Origin of the sequence: Neisseria sp. HMSC066H01, assembly GCF_001837375.1 — a bacterium.
Taxonomy (GTDB): Bacteria; Pseudomonadota; Gammaproteobacteria; order Burkholderiales; family Neisseriaceae; genus Neisseria.
This window is the reverse complement of the sequence record NZ_KV832200.1, coordinates 44,887-69,234: the sequence shown is the minus strand read 5'-3', so window position 1 is coordinate 69,234 and position 24,348 is coordinate 44,887. Positions and strand designations below refer to the sequence as shown.

The following is a 24,348-nucleotide window of genomic DNA, read 5'->3' as shown; positions in this document are numbered from 1 at the left end:
TTTTAAAGGAATAAAATGAAAGAATATAAAGCCGTCATTTATCAAGAGAACCTGCTTTCCAGCTTGATTTTCGGCAGCGCCAAAATCAATCCGGTCAAATTCAGCGATTTCCTCAACAGCCACGCTTCGCAAGGCTGGAAGGTCGTTACCATGGAAAAAGACCAACGCCGCATGCTGCTGTTTTTCGTGCGTGAAGCCTACGTCGTCATTTTGGAAAAAGAACGTGTTTAAACTCGGCGTCTATGCCTGTCTCGGATTATTCGGAAGATTGGAGCCATGACAATCAACGATTTTTGGAACATCATTGATCAAGCACGTCCTGAATCTCGCAATATTGGGGAATTCAACCAAAACTTGAATCGGTTATTGGAATCTTTACCAGATGAGGATTTATTATATTTCGATTATTTCTTTAAGATGTACGAATGCACAATTATTGCCAGTCCCAATAGATTAATTTGGTCTGCGCTATCTTTGGTGTACGGTGGTAAGCATAAATACAATACTTATGGCTTTGCAGCTTGGCTGATTTTGCAAGGTAAAAGCCACTATCTTGCTGTTTTACATGATGCCGATCGGCTGGCTGATACTGAAGCTACTCAAAACTATTGCAGTGGTAACTTGAAGGGGCATGAGCATGAGTTTCCTGAACAACGTTACTTGGCAGGCAGAATATACAGCAAGAGAAACCGCATCGGTATTCGCGCATTCGAAAAAACTACCAAAGAATTCGCCCCAAAAGCCAACACAGAGTGGCAAAAAATCGAACAGCAAGAATTAAACTCTCCCACCTTTCAGTCCAATAGAAATTGGACACTGGAAGATCTTGCCGTGATACTACCCAATACCTATCAAAAATATATATGTGTATGAATGTACAATTAAATACATATCCGAAAAGAAAATGAAAGACGACGGATTTATCAACTGATACCGCTTTAAAAACACCCTATTTTGAAAACTTAACGCAACATCCTTGTTTAATAGACGAGGCCGTCTGAAATTTATGTTTCAGACGGCCTGATTACCCTCCTCAAAGCTACTGAATACCATGAAATTCTTTTCCCACTTTTATCTTGAAAACCATATGTATTTCAACGACTACTTGAAATACGTCCTGATTTTCGCCGCCCTTGTCGTCCTCCTGCTCGCCGTATCGCAATACCTGCGCCACCGCATGGACACCAAATACCGCGACCTGAGCATTATTGCACTGTTGCTGCTCATCCTCATCTGCGGCACGCAATATCTTTCGTACAGCGAGCGTCAAAACTTTGCCGCCGATACTTCGCGCATGGTGGGTTTTCTCAATGCCTTGATTGAAAACCAAAAAGTTGAAAAACAAGACATCATCGTCAACAGCACGCGCCTGTTCAACGGCATGATTATCGGCATCAAAAACCAATACTATGAAGTCCATTTCAATCAAGACTTCTCCGCCTACACGCTGACGCCCATCAATTTGGTCAACAACAATATCGAACTCATCGATAAAGAATAACAGGATACACACACATGGAAGCATACTCCCTGCTCGCCCTCAAACTGCTGATGGGTATTTTAGGTTTGATTTTGCAAATCAACCTCTTAGGTAAAGGCAACCTCGCGCCGACCTCCGCCATGGACCAAGTGCAAAACTATGTACTCGGCGGCATCATCGGCGGCGTGATTTACAGCGACAGCGTCGGCCTGTTGCAATTTTTCCTCGTGCTGATTTTGTGGACGCTGTTGGTCTTGAGCCTGAAATTCATCAAAAACCACAACCGCTGGGTCAAATCCATCATTGACGGCAAATCCGTCTGGGTTATCGTCAACGGCAAAATCCAAACCGATGAATGCATGAAAAACGGCATCAGCGCACACGACCTCATGTTCAAACTCCGCGCCGCCGGCATCTACGAAATCTCTGCCGTCAAACGTGCCGTGATGGAACAAAACGGCCAGCTCGCCGTCATTAAGTACGGCGACGAAAGCCTGCGCTATCCACTGATTACAGACGGCCAAGTTGACCCCGACATCCTCGAAATCATTAAGCGTGATGAAGAATGGCTGCAACAGGAACTTGACCGCCTCCACCTTGAAGCCTCGCAAGTCTATATCGGCGAATACATAGACGGAAAATTGGTGGCACACCGTTATCCTTCTTGATTTGAAAATAGCAGGCCGTCTGAAATGCAAGTTTCAGACGGCCTTTTTGTATTCAGCTCAAACACTGATTTTTTAATCGCGATATTCAAACGTTGCGCCCAAAAATTGAGCCAGCGCGGAAACGTGGGAATGTCGGGGATCTTTGACGGCGGTCAGCAATAAAATATTGCCGTGCTGTTTTTCCAAATCCAGCACCCGTTTGATGGTGGCCTGCTCGGTATCGCCTTGCAGCTCTTCATGATAACGGCTGACAAAACTGTCAAAATTCTCAGTCGGATTTTCGTGATACCAGCGACGCAGGTTTGCACTGGGTGTAATGTCTTTCAGCCAAAGCGCAGTGGCAAAAATCTCTTTGCGGACGCCGCGCGGATAAAGGCGGTCGATAAAGACGGCGGTTTGTTTAGAATCGGGTTGATAGGCGTAAATGCGCTGTACGGTAAACATTTTTTCTCGTCTCCAATGGATTCAGGCCGTCTGAAAATTCAGACGGCCTGATGTTTTTTGGGTTTAGAACAGTTTTTTGACTTCGGCTTCAATATCTTCGGCTCGCATAAAGGTTTCGCCGATCAGGAAAGTATGCACACCGTGGCCGCGCATGAAATCGACGTCTTCTTTGTTGCGGATGCCGCTTTCGGTAACAACGGTTTTGCCGTTTAATTCGGGCAAAAGGTCGAGGGTTTGTTGCAGGGTAACTTCAAACGTACGCAGGTTGCGGTTGTTGACGCCCCACAACGGCGTGGTCATGTTGCGGCATTTTTCCAGCTCGGACGCATCGTGCAATTCCAACAATACGGTTATGCCCAATTCGTGGGCAACGGCTTCAAAACGCTCAAGCTGCCCGGCTTCCAGTGCGGCGGCAATCAGGAGAATTGCATCCGCACCCCACGCGCGCGCCTGATAGATTTGGTATTCGTCGATGATGAAATCTTTACGCAAGACCGGCAGCGCCACGGCCGCACGCGCCTGTTTCAAATATTCGGGCGAGCCTTGGAAATAAGGTTCGTCCGTCAACACGGACAAGCAGGCCGCGCCGGCTTTTTCATAGGCGGCGGCGATTTCGGCAGGATGAAAATCAGGGCGGATCAGGCCTTTGCTCGGGCTGGCTTTTTTGACTTCGGCAATAATGGCAGGCAGATTCTGCGCATGTTTTTCACGGATCGAGCCGATAAAGCTGCGAACCGGCGCGGCTGCCTGCGCTTGGGCTTTGATGTCTTCCAAGGAAACGGCGGCTTTTTGGGCAGCCACTTCTTCTGCTTTAGTGGCAAGGATTTTGTTGAGAATATCGGTCATGGCGTTTTTCTACTGAGCTGATTTTCGGGTTTGAATCGTGCAACATGCCGTTGCCGATTAGGTTTCAGACGGCCTGAATGCCGTTATTTTAATGGTTTGAAAAAAGGCGGGCAAGAATGCCCGCCTTTGTGCTTGCTTCAATTAGTGGTGTATGCCCAAAACGGTCGCGTTGCGGCTGATGATTTCGTCTGCCAAAGACGGATTGTCGTTCAGCTTGATGCCGTAACCGGGCACCAATTCTTTCAGACGGCCTGACCATGATTCGGCATGATCGGGGAAGCATTGGTGAACAAGTCTGATCATCAGCGGAACTGCTGTCGATGCACCGGGAGACGCGCCCAGCAATGCAGCCAGCGAGCCGTCGGCATGGGCGACGATTTCGGTACCGAATTGGAGTACGCCGCCTTTTTTCGGGTCTTTTTTGATGATTTGCACACGCTGACCGGCGGTAATTAGTTCCCAATCGTCAGGGTTGGCTTCGGGATAGTAGTCGAGCAGCGAGGCGAAGCGTTCTTCTTTGGTTTTGCGCAATTCACCCAAGAGGTATTTGGTCAGCGGCATATTAGCCCAACCGGCGCGGAGCATAGGATAGAAGTTGTCCATGTGGATGGACATCGGCAAATCCATGAGCGAGCCTTGTTTGAGGAAGTTGGGGCGGAAGCCTGCATACGGGCCGAACATCAAATGGCGTTCGCCGTTCACGTTGCGGGTATCCAAGTGCGGAACGGACATAGGAGGCGCGCCAACGGAAGCTTGACCGTACACTTTGGCATTGTGTTGGGCAACGGTTTCAGGGTTGCTGTTGCGGAAGAACAGACCGGAAACGGGGAAGCCGCCGTAGCCTTTGCCTTCCGGAATACCGGATTTTTGCAGCAGGGTCAGTGCGCCGCCGCCTGCTCCAAGGAAGAGGAAGCGGGTGCGGAGGGTCAAATGGTCTTCATGGTTTTCGGTGTTACAGGTTTTGAGTACCCACGCGCCGTCAGATTCGCGTTTGATGTCTTCAACATGGCGGTTGAATTCCATTTTCACGTCTTTTTCGCGCAGATATTGCACCATTTGGCGGGTCAGATTACCGAAATCAACGTCCGTACCTTCGGCGGAGTAGTTGGCGGCGATGGATTGGTTTTCATCACGGCCGTTGACAACCAGCGGCGCCCATTCGGCAATTTTGGCGCGGTCGGTAGAAAACTCCATTTTTTCGAAGAGTTTTTGGTTTTTGAACACATCGAAACGTTTTTGCAGATAATCGCAATGATCGGCGTTCATCACCAGCGACATGTGGGGAACGGAATTGATGAAAGTGCGGTTGGCCAGTTTGCCTTCTTCGACCAAGCTCGCCCAAAACTGGCGGCTGATGTGGAATTGTTCGGCAATATTGAGGGCGCGGGTCGGATCGATCGTACCGTCGGCAGTCAGGGGGGCATAGTTCAATTCGCACAGGGCAGAGTGTCCCGTACCGGCGTTGTTCCATGCATTTGATGATTCCAACGCTACATCTTCCAAGCGTTCGATCAGGGTAATTTCCCAAGATGGTTCGAGCTCCTTGAGCAATACGCCCAAAGTGGCGCTCATAATGCCGCCGCCTACTAATACGACATCGGTTGCTTCAGCCATGGTTTTACTCCTACTAAAGTCAGGCATGGTTTGCCTTGTGGTTATCTATCATTATAAACAACTGATTTCAGAGGAATTGTTTTGTTTTTGTAGTGTGTGAAACTTTTTTGCCTGCTGAGTTTCCGAGCGTAAAGGGCGGGAGGCAGTTTCGGTTTGGGTTCCAGATTTCAGGTCTTTATAATATGTTATTGAGAATTTAGTAGATTTTACGGAGAAATGCAAAGATTTTCTGTTCGGTTCATATAAAAATAAGAGATTAGGCCGTCTGAAAACGTTTTCTTACCCTTTATCCGCCAAGGTTTGCCAAGAAAAAAGAATTTTTCATTTCTTTTTTAATTGACCGTTTTTGTCAGCAATTTCAGCGCTAACAAACGTGAATCAACCGCCAATCTGCTATCATTTCGACTTATCCCACAACAAGGCAAACCGCCATGTATCTGACACAAGAAAAGCCCTACCGCCCCCTATTGGTCGCACTGATGTTCCTCACCCTGCCGCTGGCGATGATATTGCACAATATCGTGCAAATCGCCTTTTCAGACGGCCAAGGGCTGTTGGTTACGGTCAAAGACGGCGCGTGGGCATGGCAAAGCGGCTGGCAGGATTCCGTCGCATGGTTCGTCTGCGGCATGTTTGCCTTCCTCAACCTGCCGATTGCCGGCGGGCTGACCAAGCTGGCGTATAAAAAAATGATGCGCCGGCATTCGCGTTACGCCCTATTCCTTGCCGGTGTCGCAGCGTGTGCCTCGGCGGCGGCAGGCTTGATTTTTGAAGCCATCTTAGGCAATGCCGCATTGGCCGGTATGCGCGGGCAAGGCGTGTTTTACTACACCCTCTCCGTATGGATTATCGCCATGCTGACCCTGCCCAAACAGCTCACGCGCGCGCCGGAGCAGCCCATCGTCTTTCACAAAATGAAACGTTGATTCAACAGGCGCAAACATTTTCAGACGGCATGCTTTCCGTTACCATTACATCCAACGCGTTTTAACCAATAAGGAATAACAAATGAATCAGGCGCAACAGCTCCGCGACGGCATACAGGCACTGGGTTTGGACATCGACGAAGCCAAACAGGCCAAACTGCTAGACTATGCCGCCCTGCTGCAAAAGTGGAACAAAACCTACAACCTGACCGCCCTGCGCGACCCCGCCCAAACCGTCAGCCACCACCTGCTCGACAGCCTGACCCTCCTGCCCTATATCGAACACGCCCAAACCATGCTCGACGTCGGCTCCGGCGGCGGACAGCCCGGCATACCCACCGCCATCTGCCGCCCCGACCTCGACATCACCCTCCTCGATGCCAACACCAAAAAAACCGCCTTTCTGCAACAAGCCGTCATCGAACTCGGCCTTAAAAACGTCCGCGTCATCAGCGGCCGCGTAGAAGCCGCCGCCGACTGCCGCGCCGACGTCATCACCAGCCGCGCCTTTGCCGAACTCGCCGACTTCGTCAACTGGACCGAACACCTCCTCAAAGACGGCGGCTACTGGGCGGCCATGAAAGGCGTATATCCGCAAGAAGAAATCGACAAACTGCCCGAAAGCGTCGCCGTCGAAAAAGTCGAAGCATTGCACGTCCCCCAACTCAATGCCGAACGCCATATCGTCATCATCCGCAAAAAGGCCGTCTGAAAACAACCCAAGCATACCGAATAACGGTACAATCCAGCCATCCACACTTAACACGACAGCAAAGCACATGAGCGCACAAATCCTCGCCGTCGCCAACCAAAAAGGCGGAGTCGGCAAAACCACCACCACCGTCAACCTAGCCGCCTCCCTAGCCTCCAAAGGCCGCCGCGTCCTCGTCGTCGACCTCGACCCCCAAGGCAACGCCACCACAGGCAGCGGCATCAACAAAGCCACCATCGAAAACGGCGTATATCAAGTTGTCCTCGGCGAAACCGACATTCCCAACGCCGTCGTCCGCAGCAAAGAAGGCGGCTACGACGTATTGGGCGCCAACCGCACACTGGCCGGCGCAGAAGTCGAACTCGTCCAAGAAATCGCACGCGAAATCCGCCTCAAAAACGCCCTGCAGCTCGTTGCCGACGACTACGACTACGTCCTCATCGACTGCCCCCCGTCCCTGACCCTGCTCACCCTCAACGGCCTGGTCGCCGCCAACGGCGTCATCGTCCCCATGCTTTGCGAATACTACGCCCTCGAAGGCATCTCCGACCTCGTGGCCACCGTCCGCAAAATCCGCCAAGCCATCAATCCCAACCTCGACGTAACCGGCATCGTCCGCACCATGTACGACAGCCGCAGCCGCCTCGTCGTCGAAGTCAGCGAACAGCTCAAACAACACTTCGGCAACCTGCTCTTCGATACCGTCATCCCCCGCAACATCCGCCTCGCCGAAGCCCCCAGCCACGGCCTCCCCGCCCTCGCCTACGACGCCCACGCCAAAGGCACCCAAGCTTATCTCGACTTGGCCGATGAACTGATTGCACGGTTGGAAAAATAAACAGAAATATGAATATAAAAAGGCCGTCTGAAAGTTGGGAAATACTTTCAGACGGCCTTTGGTTTAGCTGGAAAGAACTTTTTAAAAAGACCGCGTGCGTGCCTTAAGGCACGCACGCGGTTGCATGGAGGCTACGGCTTGCTGCCAGCCATAAAATTGCGCCAAAGCGGCGCGGGTCATGGTAGCGCAGCAGCGTGCTGTTGGCAAACGCGATGTCCACATGATCGTGCTTGCCCGCTGCGGGTGCGTTGCTCTGCCAAATCCGCAGGCTGCCCGACATGCCCAAGTGAATCAGCAGCACGCCCGTATCAAAACGGATGAGCAGATATTTGGCGCGGCGACGACATTCGCGCACAACAAGATGGCGCAGGGTTTCAGGCAGCGCGGGTGGAATTTGCCAGCGCAGCTTGGGCTGGCGGATGGTTACAGTGGAAACGGCTTGATTGATGATGTGCGGCGCAATGCCGCGCAAAGTGGTTTCCACTTCAGGAAGTTCGGGCATGGTGGAGTATTTTGTAAGTTTCTAAGAGATATTACTATTCTAAGAGATATTACTATATGTGTAGTGCAATCTGATTGCATTAAGATTGGTTTTACTGGTTTTTAGCTTGAATAGTTTCAAATTTTATATAGAGACAGACTAATCTGTATAAAGCAAAACAAACTGCAAATGTCAAAAGAATACTATAAAGAAAAATACCATATCCTAAAAAACCTAATAGAAACCAAATAGTAGATATACAGATACAGCGATTTGCATTCGTAATCTCCATAATTGGGATTACATTAACAGAATTGGCAATTAATGCAACTGCTAATGTTAGTGTTTGCATAATTACAAAATGTAGAAATGTAGTTGTTACATCAAGATATGGGGATTTTCCTTTATCATCTTCAGTAGCTAATAAACTTCTAAATTTATCATTTCCATAGCCTAAGAAAATAGCAAATCCACCAATGGTAAATCCTAAAATGCTCGGAATAATTGATAAACTTTGCTCCCTCCATTTGTTATAAAACCAAAATGGAATGGTCAGAATTAAAAGAAAAATAGAAATATGCAAATATGGAGATGTAATTATTGCTGCAAATCCACCATAATTTTGCCAATATCTACGGATAATTCCTATTGTTCCATTCCATTGAGAAAACATTTCTGACTCCTTAAAGATTAAGGACGAAAACTTCGTAAAGCCTCGCGCTCCGATACTCCGTCGTTATCTACTGTGATTGGTTCTCTTAGCGGTTTATCCTTTGTGGATAAATGAACAGTAATATTATCAGGATTTTTACCAACACCACTAACATATCCATTTTGAGAGGCAACTTCTGTAAGCTGCCTTAATTCTAAATCTGGTTTAATGGATTCATCTTTTTCACCGTAATATGTTTGTTCTTCCTTGGCAACATTCATACTGCTTAATCTCGAGTAAACTGATTTCTCAACATCTTCTAAATCATCTGGATTTGGTGGGGTAATTTGAAGAAACAACTTATTTAGTTTAGGCAATTTGAAAATTGAATCTAAAGCAGAGTTCTCAGGAATAACAGTGATTTTAATAGAATTAAATTGAGAAGCAATATACTCTTCTGAGAATAAGGTAGTAAATAATCGTTCTACAAAATTGGGAGATAATGTTTCAGTTTTCTTGGAGTTTGAATTTCGTGATTTACTAATATAAAACAATCTATGTGAGGTTCTTCTTCCAGTTGTGTGGAAGATAAAAGGAAACAATGCACCATTGGGACGAAGATGTGAAGGGAGTTTAGGGACATCTCCGTCTTCCGCAAGTTTCCCAGATGTAATATCAACCCATTGGGCATGTTCATCAATATTGGAGAATTTTACCAATTCCCCCTCTATACCTGTTGACCAATCATTATTCAGATGAGGACGAAGACCTGAAATCATCAAATATTCATTTCCACGAACAGGAACAGCTTTTTGATTAATAGAACGAATAATTTCAACATATTTATCAGGAGAGTGTGGTTGAGTAACGATATTAACTCCTGATATCTCAATGGTTTTTTTGCGAGACATAGATAAAATCCTTTGGTAGAGCTTGTTAACAAAGACTAACAATAAATGTCCGTTATTTTACACGTACTTTCCCCACTCCTTCAACAACCTCTTCACCGACACTGGATACGGTGTCTTCAATTCCTGTGCAAACAGCGACACCCTCAATTCCTCAATCATCCATTTAAACCCTGCAAGGCCATCTGAAATGGGGAGGCCTTGTTTGATCAGGCTGTCGGTTTTTTCCTGCCACATTTGTTCCAGCTCTTGAATATCGGCTTCGCGGGCGGCGTCTCGTGATGGGTTGCTGCTGTATTTTTCGAGGCGCAGGGTCATGGCTTTGAGGTAGATGGGCAGGCGCGGCCATTGTGCCCACGGGGTGCGGGTGGCGAAGCCGGCAGCGAGCAGGGTTTGCAGGCGTAGTCTTAGAAGGTGGGTCAATGGGTGTTTGCCGAGTTTGCCGTTGAGTTCGGCATAGGCGGCGGCGGTTTCCTGCAAGTAGCGGCTGAGGGCTTCTTTGACGGCAGGCAGGCGGCTGCGGGCGCGTTTGATTTGCTCTTTAAAGGCTTTTTCGTTGCGGGGCAGCTCGTCGTCGCCGATAAAGGCGCGGTCGCAGACGGCTTGGGTGAGGTCGTCGCGCAGGGTGTCGGCGTTGATGTGTTTGAGCAGCATGGCGGCTTGGGTAAAGCCTTGGATGCCTTTGTTCAAATCTTTTACCTGCTCTTTTAGTTGCAGCTTCATCAATTCGATTACGCCTTGACGGTGTGCCTGTTCGGCGGCTTCGTTAGTGTCGAACAGGCGCAGGGCGATGCGGCCGTCTTTTTCTTTTTGCAGGCCGAGGTAGCCGGTGAGCTGTTGTTTGCCGCGTGCGAACTTAATGGATTCGGGCAGGGTGCCGATGTCCCATGTGGTCACGTTGTCGCGCTCGAATTCTTGGGTGTTGTCGCGGAAGGTAACGGCGGCGGCTTGGCCGAGTTGTTGTTGCAACTCGTGTAGTTTGCGGCCGCCGGCAAGCTCTTGTCCGCCGTCGTCGATAATGCGCAGATTCAGATAGCAGTGTTCGGGCAATTCTTGCGCCGCCCATGCGTCTTGGTCGATTTGCTCGAGAATCCGCATATCGCCGGCGCTTTTAGCGATAAAGTGTGCCAACTGGGGAATGATGGCCGCTTGGCGGTCGGGATTGCTTTCGAGAAATTTGGTGATGAAATCGGGCACGGGTACGCAAATGCGGCGGATTTGCTTCGGCAGGGCTTTAATCAGCAGCTGGATTTTTTCGCGCAACATACCGGGCACCAGCCATTCGAGCGACGGCGCGTGCAGGCGGTTGAGGACGGTCAGCGGCACGGTCATGGTCACGCCGTCGAGCGGATGGTGCGGCTCGAAGCGGTAGGAAAGTTTGAACTTGCCGTCTGCGGTTTGCCAGAATTTGGGGAACTGCTCTTCGGTAATGTGCGCGGCGGCGTGTTGCATCAGATCGTCGCGGCTGAGGAACAACAGGCGCGGATTGTCGCGTTCGGCGGTTTTGAGCCAGGCTTCAAAGGTGCGGATATCGGCAAGGGGCAAAGGTTTCAGACGGCCTTTTTGAGATGCTGGCTGCTTTTTGGGTTTGGGGTCATCTGAGACATTTTGTCGGATATGTGAACTCGGTTCGCGCTCGCGGTTGGATGTATCTTTGGAATCTGCGTGCGCGGCTTGCGCCACACTCTCTGCGTTGCGCTGGTTTGCTTGCCCGTTTTGTCCGGCTGCGTTATCCGACTGGGTTTGTCCGCCCTCTTCGCTTCCCCAAACGCCGCCTTTCGCGTCTTTCCACACCAGCTCGGGCAGCCGTTCGTTATAAAACGCAAACAGAGCTTCGTCATCGACCAATACGTCTTGCTTGCGCGATTTGTGTTCGAGTTCGGTAATTTCTTTAATCAGCTTTTTATTGTGAACAAAAAAGGCCGTCTGAAGATTGCTTTCCTGCGCCACCAATGCGCCGCGGATAAAGATTTCGCGCGCTTCTTCGGGCGCAACTTTGCCGTAAGACACGGGGCGGCGCGGCAATACGGTCAAGCCGTAAAGCGTCACGCGTTCGCTGGCGACTACTTCGCCGCGTTTTTGCTCCCAGTGCGGCTCGAAATAGTGGTAGCGGACGAGATGCGGCACTTCCTGCTCGATCCATTCGGGCTGGATAACGGCGACGTCGCGCGCGTAAAGGCGCGTGGTCTCAACCAATTCTGCCGCCATCACCCATTTGGGTTTGGCTTTGAACAGGGCTGAGGCGGGGAACAGGTGGAAACGGCTGCCGCGCGCGCCGGTGTAGTCGTTGCCGTCGGGCGATTTCATGCCGACGTTGGCGATAAGGCCGGTCAGCAGGGCACGGTGGATTTGTTCGTAGCCGGCTTCTTTGGCGGCACGGATTTGGGCGCGGTGTTGTTTCTTATCCAGTTGTTTTTGTTTGAGCTTTGCCGCCAAATCTTGGTCGCCTTGGCTTTCAGACGGCCTTAATTGTTCTTGGGAAGGAGGTTGTCTAAACGCGGCTTCTTTGGTGGTCAAGCCCATTTCAATCGCGGTTTGGGCAAGCTGGTGGTGCAGCTCGCGCCATTCGCGCATCCGCAGGTGCGACAGGAAATATTGGCGGCACCATTGCACCAACTGCTTGTTGGACAAACCTTTATCGCGCTCGCGCTGAAAGCTGTCCCAAATATTCAGATAGGCAAGAAAGTCGGATTGCTTGTCGGTAAAACGCTCGTGCGCCTTAGCCGCGGCATCGCGCGCTTCCAACGGCCGCTCGCGCGGATCTTGAATCGATAGCGCGGACGCAATCACCAATATTTCCGCCATGCAGTCGTGTTTCTTCGCCGCCAACAAAATGCGTGCGATTTTCGGGTCAATGGGCAGGCGCGCCATTTGCTCGCCGAGCTTGGTCAGGCGGTAGCGCGTGTTGGTACCGATATGACCCGAACTGTTTTGCAGGCCGTCTGAAACATTGGCTGGGTTGGATCGGGCATCCATGCCTGATCGGCGTATTTGGTTTTTCATATTTTGCATAGTCTTGTCGGTCGGGCATCTTCCCCGACATCATCTAAATTTGTCTTTATTGGTTTTCACGCCGCTTATTGCGGATAAACATATTCCGCCTTGCCGTCGCGAATGTTCAAACTGCCTGCATCGCCTGTAATCAGGTTGCCCGTTACCGAGCCTTCGCGACAACCTGAAACCGGCATATCGTAGCCCAGCGTATGAATCAGGAACGTTGAAAGCTGCTGATGGAAGGCAATCTCGCAAGGCGCAAAAACCTGGTTGGCAGCCTGTTGCACGGCCTTATCCGGGCTGTACAACACCAGCGGCACGAGATAGCTGTCGGGCTGTACCGTGCCTTGATTGTAGGTATCCTGGCGCACATACTGGCCATGATCGGAGGTATATGCAAACAGCCAGTTGCCGTCAGGCTGCTTTTGCAGCTGCTCGAATACGGTTTGAATCATTTGGTCGGTTTTGTGGATGGTGTTGTCGTACTTATCCACAATATTGGCTTCGCCGAATACTTTATCTTGAGGCTGCAACAATGCGCCGTATGGGACGTGCGAACCGCGTTGATGCAACACAATAAAATGCTTGCCCTGCTGCAAATTGATTTTGTCGAACAGCGGCAGCAGCTTCTCATCAGGCATATTGTCGCCGTTGCCGTAGCCAAGTTGCGTCGGCTGAATCAGATGGTCTATCCATTTCTTACCGATTAAGTTCAAAATCGCCATCTCGTTTTCAGCCTGCGCGCTGTAAAAATACGTTTCATAGCCCTGCTCTTTGGCGAGGCGGAACATATTGGTATCGCCGCTGCTGATTTGCTCATAGCCGTTGGCATGCGGTATCGCATTGAAAAAGCTGGGCAGGGACACAGCTGTCATCAAAGCGGCGGAATAGCTTTGCTTCACAATCGGCTTAAAGTCAGCTTGCGAAAGTTGGGTCAAAAACGGCGAGGTTTCGCGTCCGTAGCCAAACAATTTCAAATGCGCCGCGCTTTCGCTCTCGCCCATAATCAGGACGATATTTTGAACACTGCCTTGCCCGATTTTGCCTGGTGCAGGCTGTTTGAACACAGGAATCTTGCTTAAATCAAACAACTGATACGGCAACACGCGCCCGACAAAATAGCCGAAGCTGAAATAATTGGCTTTGACGCGGCTATATGTCGGTTTGGGCGAAATACCGTGTTCCTGCGTCGTACTGAATGAACGTCCAAAAATCAACAACATCGCCGCAATAAATAAAATATCAGCGGCAAAATGCGTCTTACGGCGGAACTTGGCAAGGCTGCAAAACAACACAACTTCCGCCACGCCCCACAACGCAGGCAGCCACAACTTATCCAACATCGACGCGCCCGCGCTGCCGACTTCGGTAACCTCTTTCAGCATCAGCCAATAGTTAATGCCCGTCATCCAACTTTGATAAACCGCATAATGCACATTATTGGCAATAATGCTGAACGCGAAAAACACCGCAATCAACAAACGCGTCGCCTTATAACGCGCAAACAGATACAGCGCAGCAATCACAAATGTCAGCGCAAACGTTTCCGCCATTTTCGCCGCCGGCAGGGTTTCAATCCCGAATACAAAGCGATAGGCAATTTCGCTGGCAGTCAGCAAAGACGAATACAGAACAAGCGCAAGGAAAGATTTTTTCATCATTAATATTTCACAATAAAAAATTTACTGATTGAGTGTTAAAACCCAATATTCCCTTTTTAATAATTTTCTTAGTTTCTCAATGATTTAGGCCGTCTGAAAATAAAACATGGCCTGCCTTTTTATTAAGAAAACTTTTATTTTCAGACGGCCTCCACCGCCCCCAATTCCAGCAACACTTGAAAACCGTCATTGATATACCGTGAATCGGGCATTTCTAAAAACGGAAATGCCGCCACATCGCCCAGGTTCAGTGATGCCATGCGCAGGATGACGGCGGCGAGGTTGCTGCGGACGATTTCGGGGTCGGTAAATTCGGGGCGGCTGTTGAAATCTTCTTCTGAAAACAGTCGGATACATACGCCTGCGGAGACGCGGCCGCAGCGGCCGGAGCGTTGGCGGGCGGCGGCTTGGGAGATTTTCTCTACATGAAGCTGCTCCACTTTCGCCCGTGCGGAATAGCGTTTGACGCGCGCGAGGCCGGTGTCGATGACGTATTTGATGCCCGGCACTGTGAGCGAGGTTTCGGCGACGTTGGTTGCCAATACGATGCGGCGTTTTGCGCCTGAAGGGTGGAAGATTTTGTGCTGCTCGGCGTGCGACAGGCGTGCGAACAGGGGCAGGATTTCGTCGTTGCGGCGCAGTGTGGATTTGCGCATGGCTTCGGCGGCTTCGCGGATTTCGCGTTCGCCCGGCAGGAATACCAAAATATCGCCTTCGCCGTATCGTGCCAACTCGTCGGCTGCATCAACAATCGCGTCGGTCAGCTCGACTTCTGCGTCGTCTTCGTCTTTGCTGGTCAGCGGGCGGTAGAGGATTTCGACGGGATAGGTGCGTCCGCTTACTTCTAAAACGGGCGCACCGTTGAAGTGTTGGGAGAAGCGTTCTGCATCTATCGTTGCCGAGGTGATGATGACTTTCAAGTCGGGGCGGCGCGGCAGCAGCTGTTTCAAATAGCCCAAGAGGAAGTCGATGTTCAGGCTGCGTTCGTGCGCTTCGTCGATGATAATCGTGTCGTAGGCGGCGAGATAACGGTCGGTCTGGGTTTCCGCCAGCAGGATGCCGTCGGTCATCAGCTTGACGCAGGCATCGCGCGAGGTGTGGTCGGTGAAGCGCACTTTATAGCCCACCGCGCCGCCGATTTCCGATTTCAACTCTTCGGCAATCCGCTCTGCTACAGAGCGCGCGGCCAAACGGCGCGGCTGGGTATGCCCGATCAAGCCTGCCGCCCCGCGTCCGAGTTCCAAACAAATCTTGGGCAGCTGCGTGGTTTTGCCCGAACCGGTTTCGCCGCAAATAATCGTTACCTGATTCTCGGCAATGGCTTTTTTGATTTCGTCGAGTTTTTCGTGAACGGGCAGCGTGTTGTCGAATTCGGGTTTGGGCAGTTTGGACAGGCGTTGCAAATAAAGATCGTGCGATTTTTTGTATTTTTCCTCAACCTTGGCCAAGCCGCCGTATTTTTTTGGGTTTTTAAAGGCGGATTGCAGGAAATGGCGGTCTTTGGAGAGGGTTTGGGCGAAATCGAGATGCGGCATGATGGTGCGGTAAACTGAATAATGTGAAAAGAATGGAATTATAGCAAAAGGCCGTCTGAAACTTGCTTACTTTCAAGTTTCAGACGGCCTTTGTATGGATAAACCGTTTTAGTCGGCGGCGTGCCAAGGTTTTTGCATACCGGCGTGGAAACTCGGTTTTTCTCCGCCCCACAAGGTGTCGATGTCGTAGAAGTCGCGTACGGCAGGGAGCATGACGTGGACAACGAGGTCGCCTGCGTCGACGAGCGTCCATTCGCCGCTGTCGCCTTCGGTGCTGAGGATTTCGAAACCAGCTTCTTTCAAATCGACGGCAACGTTGTTCGCCAGTGCTTTCACTTGGCGTGTGCTGTCGCCGCTGGCAATAATCATGCGGGCGAACAGGGAGGTTTTGTCTTGGGTTTCCAAAACGGAGATGTCTTTGGCTTTGATGTCTTCGAGGGCGTTTACGGCCACTTCGACCATTTTTTGCAGGTCTTGCAATTCTTGTTCGTTCATTGTTTTCCTAGTTGAAATGTTTTCAGACGGCATTATAGCTTATCTGCCTGAATAAACGCTATTTTTCATAGAGTTTGTGTTGGCGGATGTATTGGGCGACGGGTTGCGGCAGGCCGTCTGAATGGTGCGTTTTGGCGAGATTGGCACGGATTTGGGTGGAGCTGGTGTTGTGCAGCGGCGCGTTGAGGATGCGAACGCTGCCGTTTTGCAGGGCTTCGCCGAGCCATGCGTGCAATTCGCGCGGGGTTTTGTTGAGGTTGTCGCCTTGGCGCATGGCGACGGCGATATGGATCTGGCGCACGAGGGTTTGCCATTTTTTCCATGTGTGCAGCTGCATCAGGCTGTCGCTGCCCATCAGCCACCACAGTTGCGCGCCGGGAAACTGCTGGCGGAAGATTTGGACGGTGTCAAACGTATAAGTTGCGCCGTCGCGGACGATGTCGCAGTCGCTGGCGGCGAATTTCGGCTCGTCGGCGATGGCGAGTTCAACCATATTGAGGCGCTCTTGTGCCGGCGTGCGCGTGCTGTCTTTGTGGTATGGGTCGCCTGCCGGCAGGAAGACGACAAGGTCCAAACCGATTTCGTCAGCGAAGGCGCGGGCGATGTGGAGGTGGCCGTTGTGGATGGGGTCAAACGTGCCGCCGAATAATCCGATGTTTTTCATTTCGTAGTGGTGTCTGCGTTAGATGTTTTGGCCGTCGGAAGCAGGCAGGCTGCCGTCAACAATCAGGTTGAGCTTGCCTGTGGTCGGGTGGATGACCAGGCCGTGGACGGCGATGTTGTTGGGCATCAGCGGATGTTTTCGAATCAGCTCGACGGTATGGCGCACACTGTCTTCAACGTTGTCAAAACCGGTCAGCCAGCCGTCCAAATCGATACCGGCGTTGCGCAGGGTTTCGATGCGGTCGTCGGGGATATTGCTGTCGTGTACGCGTTGGAGGAACTCTTCGGCGTGTAATCCGCGCATACCGCAGTCGTGGTGGGCAATGACCATGATTTCTTTGACTTTAAGTTCAAATACGGCCACCAACAAACTGCGCATTACGGAACCCCAAGGGTGCGTCACTAGCGCACCGGCGTTTTTGATGAGCTTGGCGTCACCGTTTTTCAAACCTAAAGCATTGGGCAACAATTCGATAATGCGTGCGTCCATGCAGGAAAGAATGGCCAACTCGCGGCCGGGGTATTTGTTGGTGAAATATTTTTCGTACTCGCCCGATTCAACGAAACGTTGGTTGTAGGAAAGGATATCGGTCAATTCACTCATGATGATGTGCTCGTTTCGGATGGTTTACTCTATTATAGCGGTTTTCAAGGGGTATGGTTGTTTTGCAAATTCGCCGTAAACGGCTAAAATCGACGTATCTTTAGTTCTTTTGGAGGATGCGCCATGTCTCAGTCTTTCCGCTTTGAACAGGTATTCGCGCCCGATGTCCATGACGCATTGTGGGATTGGGCGCAAACCAGCTATAGCGCATCCGACGATTGGTGCATTCTGTATCTCAACGGCCTGCCTTTGGGCCGTCTAAACCCGTTATGGCGCGAACGCCTCGGACAAGATTGGACAGGCAGGCAGTCGACCCTTTCAGACGGCCTGAATTTGGAAACTGACGGCTGGGCGGAAATGGGCGACAGTTTGCAAACGCTGGCGCAACAGTGGCGCGAGTGCGGTTGGCTCAAGGGTTGGCGCGGTGAAAAGTTCGACATCTGCGACCAGTCGGGCAAGCCTTTATGCGCACTCGAACGCGCCGCCTTCCGTCCGTTCGGCCTGATGAGTCAGGCAGTTCATTTGAACGGATTGGTCGAAACAGAAGACGGTTTGCGCTTTTGGATAGGCCGCCGCAGTCCGCACAAAGCCGTCGATCCAAACAAACTCGACAACCTGACCGGCGGCGGCATCAGCAGCGGCGAGAGGCCGTCTGAAGCCGTCTGCCGCGAAGGCAAAGAAGAAGCAGGCATTCCCGCTTCGTTAACACCCCATATCCGACCGACCGCCCAAATATATAGTTTGCGCCCCGTTAATCGCGGTGTCCACAACGAAATCCTGTATATCTTCGACATCGTCCTGCCCGAAGGCTTCCAACCCGCCAACCAAGACGGCGAAGTCGCCGGTTTTGAGCTGATGGACATCTCCACCCTGCTCGATGCCATGTTGGGCGGACACATGATGCACGATGCCCAGCTGGTCACGATCGAAGCCTGCCGTCGATACGGCCTGATCAACCCCAAACATCCGCTGTCCGCATGGCTCGACAGCATCCGTTGCCGACCCCATTTTTAAAGGCCGTCTGAAACCATGTTGCAACTCAAAAACATCAACAAACGCTTCGGCAGCAAAACCGTTGCCCAAGACATCAACCTAAACGTCGAAGCAGGCGAAATCCTCGCCGTACTCGGCCGCTCCGGCTGCGGCAAATCCACCCTGCTCAAAACCATCGTCGGCCTGGTGCGTCCCGACAGCGGCGAAGTCTGGCTCAACGGCGACAACATCACCGACATGCCGTCTGAAAAACGCAATATCTCGCTGATGTTTCAAGACTACGCCCTTTTGCCGCATTTAACCGCCCTCGACAACGTCGGCTTCGGCCTCAAAATGCGCCGTCTGCCCAAAGCCGAAATCGAAGAACAATCCATGCAGGCCTTGCGCGACATCGGTTTGGAACACGAAGCGCAACGCAAACCCGAAAGCCTCTCCGGCGGCGAACAGCAACGCCTCGCCCTCGCACGCGCCCTCATCACGCGCCCGTCGCTGTTGCTCTTGGACGAAGCCTTCTCCAGCCTCGACACCCACCTGCGCCACCACCTGCGCACCCTGACCGCCGAACGCATCCGCAGTCAAAACATCCCCGCCATCCTCGTGACCCACTCCGCCGAGGAAGCCTGCACCATGGCCGACACCATCGCCATCATGCACGAAGGCCGCATCCTCCAACACGGCACACCGGAAACCCTTATCCGCCGCCCCGTCAATGCCCAAGCCGCACTGCTGCTCGGTTTGGCCAACACCGGCGACACTCGCTACATCCCCCAACATGCCATCCGATTCGACCCAAACGGCACAGCCGTCCGCATCAGCGAAGCCATCCCCCTCGCCGAAGGCACACGCCTTACCCTCACCCATCCGCAATACGGCGATTTGATTTGGTATCCCCACGCCGACCACGATACAGACAAACCGCAAACCGGACAGGAAATCCGCATCAGCGTGGATGAAAGTCAGATTGTTTGGTTTAATTGAATTTTAAGGATTAAGAAAAAGAAAAAGGCCGTCTGAAATTTAAGTTTCAGACGGCCTTTTGGTAACTTGGGTTGAAAATCTAACACAAAACAGATGATTTAAGGGTTTTGTTGGGTCTTGACCCAACCTATGCTTGCTATTAGAACCCCACTAGACCACTTGATATTGACGTTCAACATAATTTTGTAAACAACTAATGAAACAAAACTTAAAACAGTAAAACAATCCATCACCATAGGCAATCCCTCCATCAACATATTTAAAATGAAAGCCTTAACCTCGCATCAGTCCGTAGACGAGCATTCATCAGTCAATTTTGGAATATCAAGCGTAGTGGAGCCGAGGAATTCCTTTTTACCATTATTCTGTATTTTTTTCAAGATGTTGGTTATGTAACTTAGCGATGAAAAATTGCGAGTTACCATAATATTCAGATTTTTTAGGTTATTAATTAAGAATTCTTCACCAAACTCTTCTACGAGAACTTTTAGTGAAACTGTTTCTATCCGTTGTTTTTTTAAATGCAAAATAGAAGATTTACGAATGAATTCATTTTTCTTTAGTAACTTAACCTCTTCAATTAATTGTTTACTGAAACAATGTTCTTGAGGGTACTGTTCTAGGATTTCATTAGTAATATTTTCTTTATTATGCAAAATAGCATTTGATAATGATGGGGAATTAAGAATTTTGCAATTCTCAAAATAACAACTCTCTAGTTTGCTGTTTTCAAATAAGGAGGATGATATAATACAATTTTTAAAGATACATTCTTTTAAGTTGCATTTTCTGAATAGTGCTCCCCTTAAGTAACAATTATCAAAAGTAGAGCCAAATAGTGAACTAAATTTAAATTTAGCACCTATAAAAGAGGCATTGATAAATTTGGAGTGGGAAAAGTTAGAGTGGTAGCTAGTGGTTTTATTAAAATTTTTATGAATAAATTTTTTATTTCTAGTATCAATATTGTTATAGCTGTATCTTTTTTTATCATTATTCACCAACATAATTTGTTCCTTATTTCTAATTAAAGCAGCCTGAAAATCACCTTACCGTTTTCAGGCTGCCTTTCTCACAACCAAACAATACTACCCTTTCAACTTCGCCAACTGAGTTTGCACTTTCGCCATTTTGTCTTCCAATTCCGTCAAATCGGCTTTGTCTTTTTCCACCAAATGCGCGGGGGCTTTTTCGGTGTAGCCGGGTTTGGAGAGTTTAGCGTTGAGTTTGTCCAAGGCTTTTTGCAGCTTCTCGGCTTCTTTGCTCAAACGGGCGGTTTCGGCAGCTTTGTCGATTTCGACTTTCAGCATCAGGCGCGCGCCGTTGCAGACGGCGACGGGGGCATCTTCTGCTTCGGGCAGGTTGTCCACCAGCTTAGCTTCGGCCAGTCGGGTCAGCGACGGCAGGTATTTGAGCAGGCCTTCGAGTTCTGCGCTGCCTTCGACGAAGAGTGGCGCTTTGACGTTTGGCGCGATACCCATTTCACCGCGCAGTTTGCGCACTTCTTCCACCAAGTCTTTCAATGCGGCCATTTTGTCGAAGGCCGTCTGAACGATTTTTTCTTTATCGGCTTGCGGATAGGCGGCCAACATGATGCTGTCGGCGGTTTTGGCATTCGCCAGAGGCGCAACGACCTGCCACAGCTCTTCGGTAATGAAAGGCATGATTGGGTGCAGCAGGCGCAGGATGGTTTCGAGTACGCGCACGAGGGTGCGGCGTGTGGTGCGCTGGGTTGTCGGGCAGCCGGTTTGGATTTGCACTTTTGCCAGCTCGATGTACCAGTCGCAATATTCGTTCCACACAAATTCGTACAGCGTTTGCGCGGCAAGGTCGAAGCGGTAGGTTTCAAAGGCTTCGGCAACCGCGGCTTCGGCTTGTTGCAGTTTGCCGATAATCCATTGGTCGGCAAAGGTAAACGCCAACGGTTGCATTTCGTCTTGACCGCAGTCTTTGTCTTCGGTGTTCATCAACACGAAGTTGGTGGCGTTCCACAATTTATTGCAGAAGTTGCGGTAGCCTTCGGCGCGTTTGAAGTCGAAGTTGACACTGCGGCCGAGGCTGGCGTAGCTCGCCATGGTGAAGCGCAATGCGTCCGCACCCATGCTCGGAATGCCTTCGGGGAAGAGTTTTTTGGTGGCTTCTTCCACTTTCGGCGCGGTTTCGGGTTTGCGCAGGCCGGTGGTACGTTTTACCAGCAGTTTTTCCAAGTCGATGCCGTCGATCAAATCCACAGGGTCGATGACGTTGCCTTCGGATTTGGACATTTTTTTGCCTTCGTGGTCGCGCACGATGCCGTGGATGTACACGTCTTTAAACGGTACTTTGCCGGTAAAGTGGGTGGTCATCATAATCATGCGCGCCACCCAGAAGAAGATGATTTCGTAGCCGGTGACCAAGACATTGGAAGGCAGGAAGGCTTTGAGTTCGTCGGTTTCAGACGGCCAGCCGAGCGTGGAGAAGGGCACGAGCGCGGAGGAGAACCATGTATCCAATACGTCTTCTTCGCGGGTCAAACCGGTTTTGCCGGCTTGTTTTTCGGCTTCTTCCTGATTGCGGGCAACATACACATTGCCTTCGTTGTCGTCCCATGCAGGGATTTGATGACCCCACCACAGTTGGCGTGAGATACACCAGTCTTGGATGTTGTTCATCCATTGGTTGTAGGTATTGACCCAGTTTTCGGGGATAAAGCGCACTGCGCCGCTGTCGACGGCTTTTTTGGCTTTGTCGGCGAGGCTCAAGCCTTTGAATTCGCTGTCAGGCTCGCCGCCGTTTGGCGTTGCGGACATGGCGACAAACCATTGGCTGGTCAGCATCGGCTCAATCACTGAGCCGGTACGGTCGCCTTTCGGCGTCATCAGCGTGTGCGGTTTGATTTCAACCAAGAAGCCTTGTTCCTGCAAATCGGCAACCATTTGTTTGCGCGCGGCAAAGCGGTCTAAACCTGCGTATTTTTCAGGCAGGGCAAAGCCTTGTTGCGCTTCGCCTTTGAAGTTGAACACTTCGGCGTTTGCCAACACTTTGGCTTCCAAGTCAAACACATTAATCAGGCGCGTGTCGTGGCGTTTACCGATTTCATAGTCGTTGAAGTCGTGCGCAGGCGTGATTTTCACGCAACCGGTGCCGAAGTCTTTTTCAACGTATTCATCGGCAATCACGGGGATAGTACGGCCGGTCAGCGGCAGGATCAATTCTTTGCCGATTAAATGGGTATAACGTTCGTCTTCAGGATTGACGGCAACGGCCACGTCGCCCAATAGCGTTTCAGGGCGGGTGGTCGCCACAATAACGGCTTCGGCAGGATTGTCCGCCAGCGGATAGCGGATGTGCCACATAGAGCCTTGTTCTTCCACGCTTTCCACTTCCAAATCAGACACTGCGGTACCCAATACCGGATCCCAGTTCACCAAGCGTTTGCCGCGGTAAATCAAGCCTTGTTCATACAGGCGCACGAACACTTCGGTCACGGTTTCGGCGCGCACGTCGTCCATCGTGAAATATTCGCGCGTCCAGTCGGCAGAACAGCCCACGCGGCGCATTTGTTGGGTAATCGTGCCGCCGGAAACTTCTTTCCATTCCCATACTTTTTCCAAGAATTTTTCGCGGCCCAAGTCATGACGGGACACGTTTTGCGCGGCAAGCTGGCGCTCGACCACGATTTGCGTGGCGATGCCCGCGTGGTCTGTGCCCGGAATCCAGGCGGTGTTGCAGCCTTTCATACGGTAGTAGCGGGTCAGGCCGTCCATGATGGTTTGGTTGAAGGCATGGCCCATGTGCAGCGTGCCGGTAACGTTGGGCGGCGGCAGTTGGATGGAGAAAGACGGTTTGGTCAAATCCATATCAGGTTGGAAATAGCCCTGCTTTTCCCAGTTTTGATAATGTTTGGATTCGATTTCGGCTGGATTGTATTTGTCTAACATGATGGAACTTTGTGAAATTAAGGTTATTTTTGATGTGCGGATTATAACGCAAAAAGGCCGTCTGAATCATTTCAGACGGCCTTTGGCATACGGGTTTTAAAAATGGAACAATACCAGGCTGACGGCAATCACTGCCATGCCCGTTGTCAGGCCATAAACGGTTTCGTGGCCGTCTGAATAGCGTTTGGCGGCCGGCAACAGCTCGTCCAACGCCAAAAACACCATCACGCCGGCTATCACGCCGAACACCGAGCCAAACACGGCAGGCGACAAAAACGGCTGCAAAACCAAATAGCCCAAAGCCGCCCCCAAAGGCTCAGCCAAGCCGGATAACAGACATGCCCATACCGTTTTCTTACGGCTTCGGGTGGCAAAATAAACCGGTGCGGCGATGGAAATGCCCTCCGGAATATTATGGATGGCAATCGCCAAGGCCAAAGGCATCCCGACCGCCGGATTTTCCAAGGTGGCAAAAAATGTCGCCAAACCTTCGGGGAAATTGTGCGCCGTAATCGCAAACGCCGCCATCATGCCGACTCGCGCGATATGGCGGCGTTTGCTTTCTTGAAACGACGGGTCTTGCGCATCTAAAGTTTCATGCGGGTTCGGCACCAGGCGGTCAATCAGCGCGATGCCGCCCATCCCGGCCAAAAATGCCATGGTCGCCGCCGCAAACGCGTGGTCTTTATCATAAATTTCAGCAAACGCCTCGCTGGATTTACTGAAAATCTCCGTCAGGGAAACATACACCATCGCACCGCCGGCAAATGCCAAACCAAACGACAACACGCGCGGATTGGGCGTTTTGGAAAACATCACCAAACCGCTGCCTAATACGGTAAACAAACCGGCAGCCAACGTGATGGAAAAGGCAACGGCCAAATTGGACATCGAAAAATCGGGCATGAGAAAACCTGCGCTAAAAGCTGGGACAGG

23 protein-coding genes and 1 pseudogene are annotated in these 24,348 nt (G+C 50.9%); 9 read left to right on the top strand and 15 right to left on the bottom strand.

The window, feature by feature from the left end; genetic code table 11:
- The first annotated feature begins 15 nt into the window (after nt 1–15).
- The 4 genes from HMPREF2551_RS09940 to HMPREF2551_RS09925 all read left to right on the top strand — a co-directional run bounded on the left by HMPREF2551_RS09940 (nt 16) and on the right by HMPREF2551_RS09925 (nt 2,148).
- On the top strand, nt 16–231 hold the full coding sequence (locus tag HMPREF2551_RS09940; protein WP_036493650.1) for a DUF4177 domain-containing protein: 216 nt from the start codon (nt 16–18) through the stop codon (nt 229–231).
- Between the two features lie 45 nt (nt 232–276).
- Nucleotides 277–873 carry a DUF4240 domain-containing protein gene (locus HMPREF2551_RS09935; protein WP_003749374.1) on the top strand — a complete coding sequence of 199 codons (597 nt, stop codon included), beginning with the start codon at nt 277–279 and terminating at the stop codon, nt 871–873.
- 178 nt (nt 874–1,051) lie between these two features.
- On the top strand, nt 1,052–1,501 hold the full coding sequence (locus HMPREF2551_RS09930) for a DUF3290 family protein (RefSeq protein WP_049343729.1): 450 nt from the start codon (nt 1,052–1,054) through the stop codon (nt 1,499–1,501).
- 14 nt (nt 1,502–1,515) lie between these two features.
- Nucleotides 1,516–2,148 carry a DUF421 domain-containing protein gene (locus HMPREF2551_RS09925; RefSeq protein ID WP_049336846.1) on the top strand — a complete coding sequence of 211 codons (633 nt, stop codon included), beginning with the start codon at nt 1,516–1,518 and terminating at the stop codon, nt 2,146–2,148.
- Between the two features lie 72 nt (nt 2,149–2,220).
- Here the strand turns inward: HMPREF2551_RS09925 and HMPREF2551_RS09920 are convergent, their stop codons facing one another.
- From HMPREF2551_RS09920 to HMPREF2551_RS09910, 3 genes are all read right to left on the bottom strand, one after another.
- Nucleotides 2,221–2,592: a DUF488 domain-containing protein gene (locus tag HMPREF2551_RS09920; RefSeq protein ID WP_063076206.1), complete on the bottom strand. Its 372-nt coding sequence runs from the start codon at nt 2,590–2,592 to the stop codon at nt 2,221–2,223.
- A gap of 63 nt (nt 2,593–2,655) precedes the next feature.
- Nucleotides 2,656–3,438 carry an indole-3-glycerol phosphate synthase TrpC gene (trpC, locus tag HMPREF2551_RS09915; RefSeq protein WP_070838782.1) on the bottom strand — a complete coding sequence of 261 codons (783 nt, stop codon included), beginning with the start codon at nt 3,436–3,438 and terminating at the stop codon, nt 2,656–2,658.
- 141 nt (nt 3,439–3,579) lie between these two features.
- Entirely contained in the window at nt 3,580–5,052 is a 1,473-nt protein-coding gene (locus tag HMPREF2551_RS09910; RefSeq protein WP_070838780.1) for a malate:quinone oxidoreductase, read from the bottom strand.
- 431 nt (nt 5,053–5,483) lie between these two features.
- On the opposite strand from HMPREF2551_RS09910, the gene HMPREF2551_RS09905 reads away from it, so the two are divergent.
- The 3 genes from HMPREF2551_RS09905 (at nt 5,484) to HMPREF2551_RS09895 (ending at nt 7,528) form a co-directional block, all read left to right on the top strand.
- Entirely contained in the window at nt 5,484–5,978 is a 495-nt protein-coding gene (locus HMPREF2551_RS09905) for a hypothetical protein (protein ID WP_049348509.1), read from the top strand.
- 82 nt (nt 5,979–6,060) lie between these two features.
- Entirely contained in the window at nt 6,061–6,690 is a 630-nt protein-coding gene (gene rsmG, locus HMPREF2551_RS09900) for a 16S rRNA (guanine(527)-N(7))-methyltransferase RsmG (protein ID WP_036493627.1), read from the top strand.
- A gap of 67 nt (nt 6,691–6,757) precedes the next feature.
- On the top strand, nt 6,758–7,528 hold the full coding sequence (locus HMPREF2551_RS09895) for a ParA family protein (protein WP_070695186.1): 771 nt from the start codon (nt 6,758–6,760) through the stop codon (nt 7,526–7,528).
- Nucleotides 7,529–7,676: 148 nt separating this feature from the next.
- Here the strand turns inward: HMPREF2551_RS09895 and HMPREF2551_RS09890 are convergent.
- The 9 genes and pseudogenes from HMPREF2551_RS09890 to HMPREF2551_RS09850 all read right to left on the bottom strand — a co-directional run.
- Nucleotides 7,677–8,030, bottom strand: a pseudogene (locus HMPREF2551_RS09890) (DNA-formamidopyrimidine glycosylase family protein); the annotation flags it as partial.
- A 91-nt stretch (nt 8,031–8,121) separates the two neighbouring features.
- Complete coding sequence (locus tag HMPREF2551_RS09885; RefSeq protein ID WP_070838778.1) at nt 8,122–8,682, bottom strand: hypothetical protein; 561 nt, start codon at nt 8,680–8,682, stop codon at nt 8,122–8,124.
- A gap of 17 nt (nt 8,683–8,699) precedes the next feature.
- Complete coding sequence (locus HMPREF2551_RS09880; protein WP_070838776.1) at nt 8,700–9,572, bottom strand: DUF4747 family protein; 873 nt, start codon at nt 9,570–9,572, stop codon at nt 8,700–8,702.
- Nucleotides 9,573–9,629: 57 nt separating this feature from the next.
- On the bottom strand, nt 9,630–12,581 hold the full coding sequence (locus tag HMPREF2551_RS09875; protein ID WP_070838774.1) for a DUF3418 domain-containing protein: 2,952 nt from the start codon (nt 12,579–12,581) through the stop codon (nt 9,630–9,632).
- A gap of 65 nt (nt 12,582–12,646) precedes the next feature.
- Complete coding sequence (lpt3, locus tag HMPREF2551_RS09870; protein WP_143128535.1) at nt 12,647–14,224, bottom strand: lipooligosaccharide phosphoethanolamine transferase; 1,578 nt, start codon at nt 14,222–14,224, stop codon at nt 12,647–12,649.
- Nucleotides 14,225–14,364: 140 nt separating this feature from the next.
- Nucleotides 14,365–15,759: an ATP-dependent RNA helicase HrpA gene (hrpA, locus tag HMPREF2551_RS09865; protein ID WP_083323139.1), complete on the bottom strand. Its 1,395-nt coding sequence runs from the start codon at nt 15,757–15,759 to the stop codon at nt 14,365–14,367.
- Nucleotides 15,760–15,867: 108 nt separating this feature from the next.
- Nucleotides 15,868–16,254, bottom strand: coding sequence for a ribosome silencing factor (rsfS, locus tag HMPREF2551_RS09860; protein WP_002246503.1), 387 nt, complete (start codon nt 16,252–16,254; stop codon nt 15,868–15,870).
- A gap of 58 nt (nt 16,255–16,312) precedes the next feature.
- Nucleotides 16,313–16,918, bottom strand: a complete 606-nt coding sequence (nadD, locus tag HMPREF2551_RS09855) for a nicotinate-nucleotide adenylyltransferase (protein ID WP_070838770.1) — start codon at nt 16,916–16,918, stop codon at nt 16,313–16,315.
- A gap of 18 nt (nt 16,919–16,936) precedes the next feature.
- Nucleotides 16,937–17,521, bottom strand: coding sequence for a beta-class carbonic anhydrase (locus tag HMPREF2551_RS09850; protein ID WP_070838768.1), 585 nt, complete (start codon nt 17,519–17,521; stop codon nt 16,937–16,939).
- 123 nt (nt 17,522–17,644) lie between these two features.
- Here HMPREF2551_RS09850 and HMPREF2551_RS09845 point away from each other — a divergent pair, with 123 nt between their 5' ends.
- Together HMPREF2551_RS09845 and HMPREF2551_RS09840 are read left to right on the top strand one after the other, a co-directional pair.
- Nucleotides 17,645–18,535, top strand: a complete 891-nt coding sequence (locus HMPREF2551_RS09845) for an NUDIX hydrolase (RefSeq protein WP_070838764.1) — start codon at nt 17,645–17,647, stop codon at nt 18,533–18,535.
- A 15-nt stretch (nt 18,536–18,550) separates the two neighbouring features.
- Nucleotides 18,551–19,492: an ABC transporter ATP-binding protein gene (locus HMPREF2551_RS09840; protein ID WP_070838762.1), complete on the top strand. Its 942-nt coding sequence runs from the start codon at nt 18,551–18,553 to the stop codon at nt 19,490–19,492.
- Between the two features lie 284 nt (nt 19,493–19,776).
- On the opposite strand, the gene HMPREF2551_RS09835 is transcribed toward HMPREF2551_RS09840, so the two are convergent.
- The 3 genes from HMPREF2551_RS09835 to zupT all read right to left on the bottom strand — a co-directional run bounded on the left by HMPREF2551_RS09835 (nt 19,777) and on the right by zupT (nt 24,318).
- Nucleotides 19,777–20,499: a pentapeptide repeat-containing protein gene (locus tag HMPREF2551_RS09835; protein ID WP_049343711.1), complete on the bottom strand. Its 723-nt coding sequence runs from the start codon at nt 20,497–20,499 to the stop codon at nt 19,777–19,779.
- A gap of 81 nt (nt 20,500–20,580) precedes the next feature.
- Nucleotides 20,581–23,412: a valine--tRNA ligase gene (locus HMPREF2551_RS09830; protein ID WP_070838760.1), complete on the bottom strand. Its 2,832-nt coding sequence runs from the start codon at nt 23,410–23,412 to the stop codon at nt 20,581–20,583.
- Between the two features lie 96 nt (nt 23,413–23,508).
- Nucleotides 23,509–24,318 carry a zinc transporter ZupT gene (gene zupT / locus HMPREF2551_RS09825; protein ID WP_002224778.1) on the bottom strand — a complete coding sequence of 270 codons (810 nt, stop codon included), beginning with the start codon at nt 24,316–24,318 and terminating at the stop codon, nt 23,509–23,511.
- Between the last annotated feature and the right edge of the window lie 30 nt (nt 24,319–24,348).

Bases quoted from the DNA above. Each gene is read 5' to 3' on its own strand.
- HMPREF2551_RS09840 (WP_070838762.1), top strand. From the start codon at position 18,551: ATGTTGCAACTCAAAAACATCAACAAACGCTTCGGCAGCAAAACCGTT.
- rsmG (WP_036493627.1), top strand. From the start codon at position 6,061: ATGAATCAGGCGCAACAGCTCCGCGACGGCATACAGGCACTGGGTTTG.
- nadD (WP_070838770.1), bottom strand. From the start codon at position 16,918: ATGAAAAACATCGGATTATTCGGCGGCACGTTTGACCCCATCCACAAC.
- HMPREF2551_RS09895 (WP_070695186.1), top strand. From the start codon at position 6,758: ATGAGCGCACAAATCCTCGCCGTCGCCAACCAAAAAGGCGGAGTCGGC.
- HMPREF2551_RS09935 (WP_003749374.1), top strand. From the start codon at position 277: ATGACAATCAACGATTTTTGGAACATCATTGATCAAGCACGTCCTGAA.
- lpt3 (WP_143128535.1), bottom strand. From the start codon at position 14,224: ATGATGAAAAAATCTTTCCTTGCGCTTGTTCTGTATTCGTCTTTGCTG.
- HMPREF2551_RS09930 (WP_049343729.1), top strand. From the start codon at position 1,052: ATGAAATTCTTTTCCCACTTTTATCTTGAAAACCATATGTATTTCAAC.
- HMPREF2551_RS09920 (WP_063076206.1), bottom strand. From the start codon at position 2,592: ATGTTTACCGTACAGCGCATTTACGCCTATCAACCCGATTCTAAACAA.
- trpC (WP_070838782.1), bottom strand. From the start codon at position 3,438: ATGACCGATATTCTCAACAAAATCCTTGCCACTAAAGCAGAAGAAGTG.
- HMPREF2551_RS09880 (WP_070838776.1), bottom strand. From the start codon at position 9,572: ATGTCTCGCAAAAAAACCATTGAGATATCAGGAGTTAATATCGTTACT.
- hrpA (WP_083323139.1), bottom strand. From the start codon at position 15,759: ATGCCGCATCTCGATTTCGCCCAAACCCTCTCCAAAGACCGCCATTTC.
- zupT (WP_002224778.1), bottom strand. From the start codon at position 24,318: ATGCCCGATTTTTCGATGTCCAATTTGGCCGTTGCCTTTTCCATCACG.
- HMPREF2551_RS09925 (WP_049336846.1), top strand. From the start codon at position 1,516: ATGGAAGCATACTCCCTGCTCGCCCTCAAACTGCTGATGGGTATTTTA.
- HMPREF2551_RS09835 (WP_049343711.1), bottom strand. From the start codon at position 20,499: ATGTTGGTGAATAATGATAAAAAAAGATACAGCTATAACAATATTGAT.
- HMPREF2551_RS09885 (WP_070838778.1), bottom strand. From the start codon at position 8,682: ATGTTTTCTCAATGGAATGGAACAATAGGAATTATCCGTAGATATTGG.
- HMPREF2551_RS09875 (WP_070838774.1), bottom strand. From the start codon at position 12,581: ATGCAAAATATGAAAAACCAAATACGCCGATCAGGCATGGATGCCCGA.
- HMPREF2551_RS09940 (WP_036493650.1), top strand. From the start codon at position 16: ATGAAAGAATATAAAGCCGTCATTTATCAAGAGAACCTGCTTTCCAGC.
- HMPREF2551_RS09905 (WP_049348509.1), top strand. From the start codon at position 5,484: ATGTATCTGACACAAGAAAAGCCCTACCGCCCCCTATTGGTCGCACTG.
- HMPREF2551_RS09910 (WP_070838780.1), bottom strand. From the start codon at position 5,052: ATGGCTGAAGCAACCGATGTCGTATTAGTAGGCGGCGGCATTATGAGC.
- HMPREF2551_RS09830 (WP_070838760.1), bottom strand. From the start codon at position 23,412: ATGTTAGACAAATACAATCCAGCCGAAATCGAATCCAAACATTATCAA.
- HMPREF2551_RS09850 (WP_070838768.1), bottom strand. From the start codon at position 17,521: ATGAGTGAATTGACCGATATCCTTTCCTACAACCAACGTTTCGTTGAA.
- rsfS (WP_002246503.1), bottom strand. From the start codon at position 16,254: ATGAACGAACAAGAATTGCAAGACCTGCAAAAAATGGTCGAAGTGGCC.
- HMPREF2551_RS09845 (WP_070838764.1), top strand. From the start codon at position 17,645: ATGTCTCAGTCTTTCCGCTTTGAACAGGTATTCGCGCCCGATGTCCAT.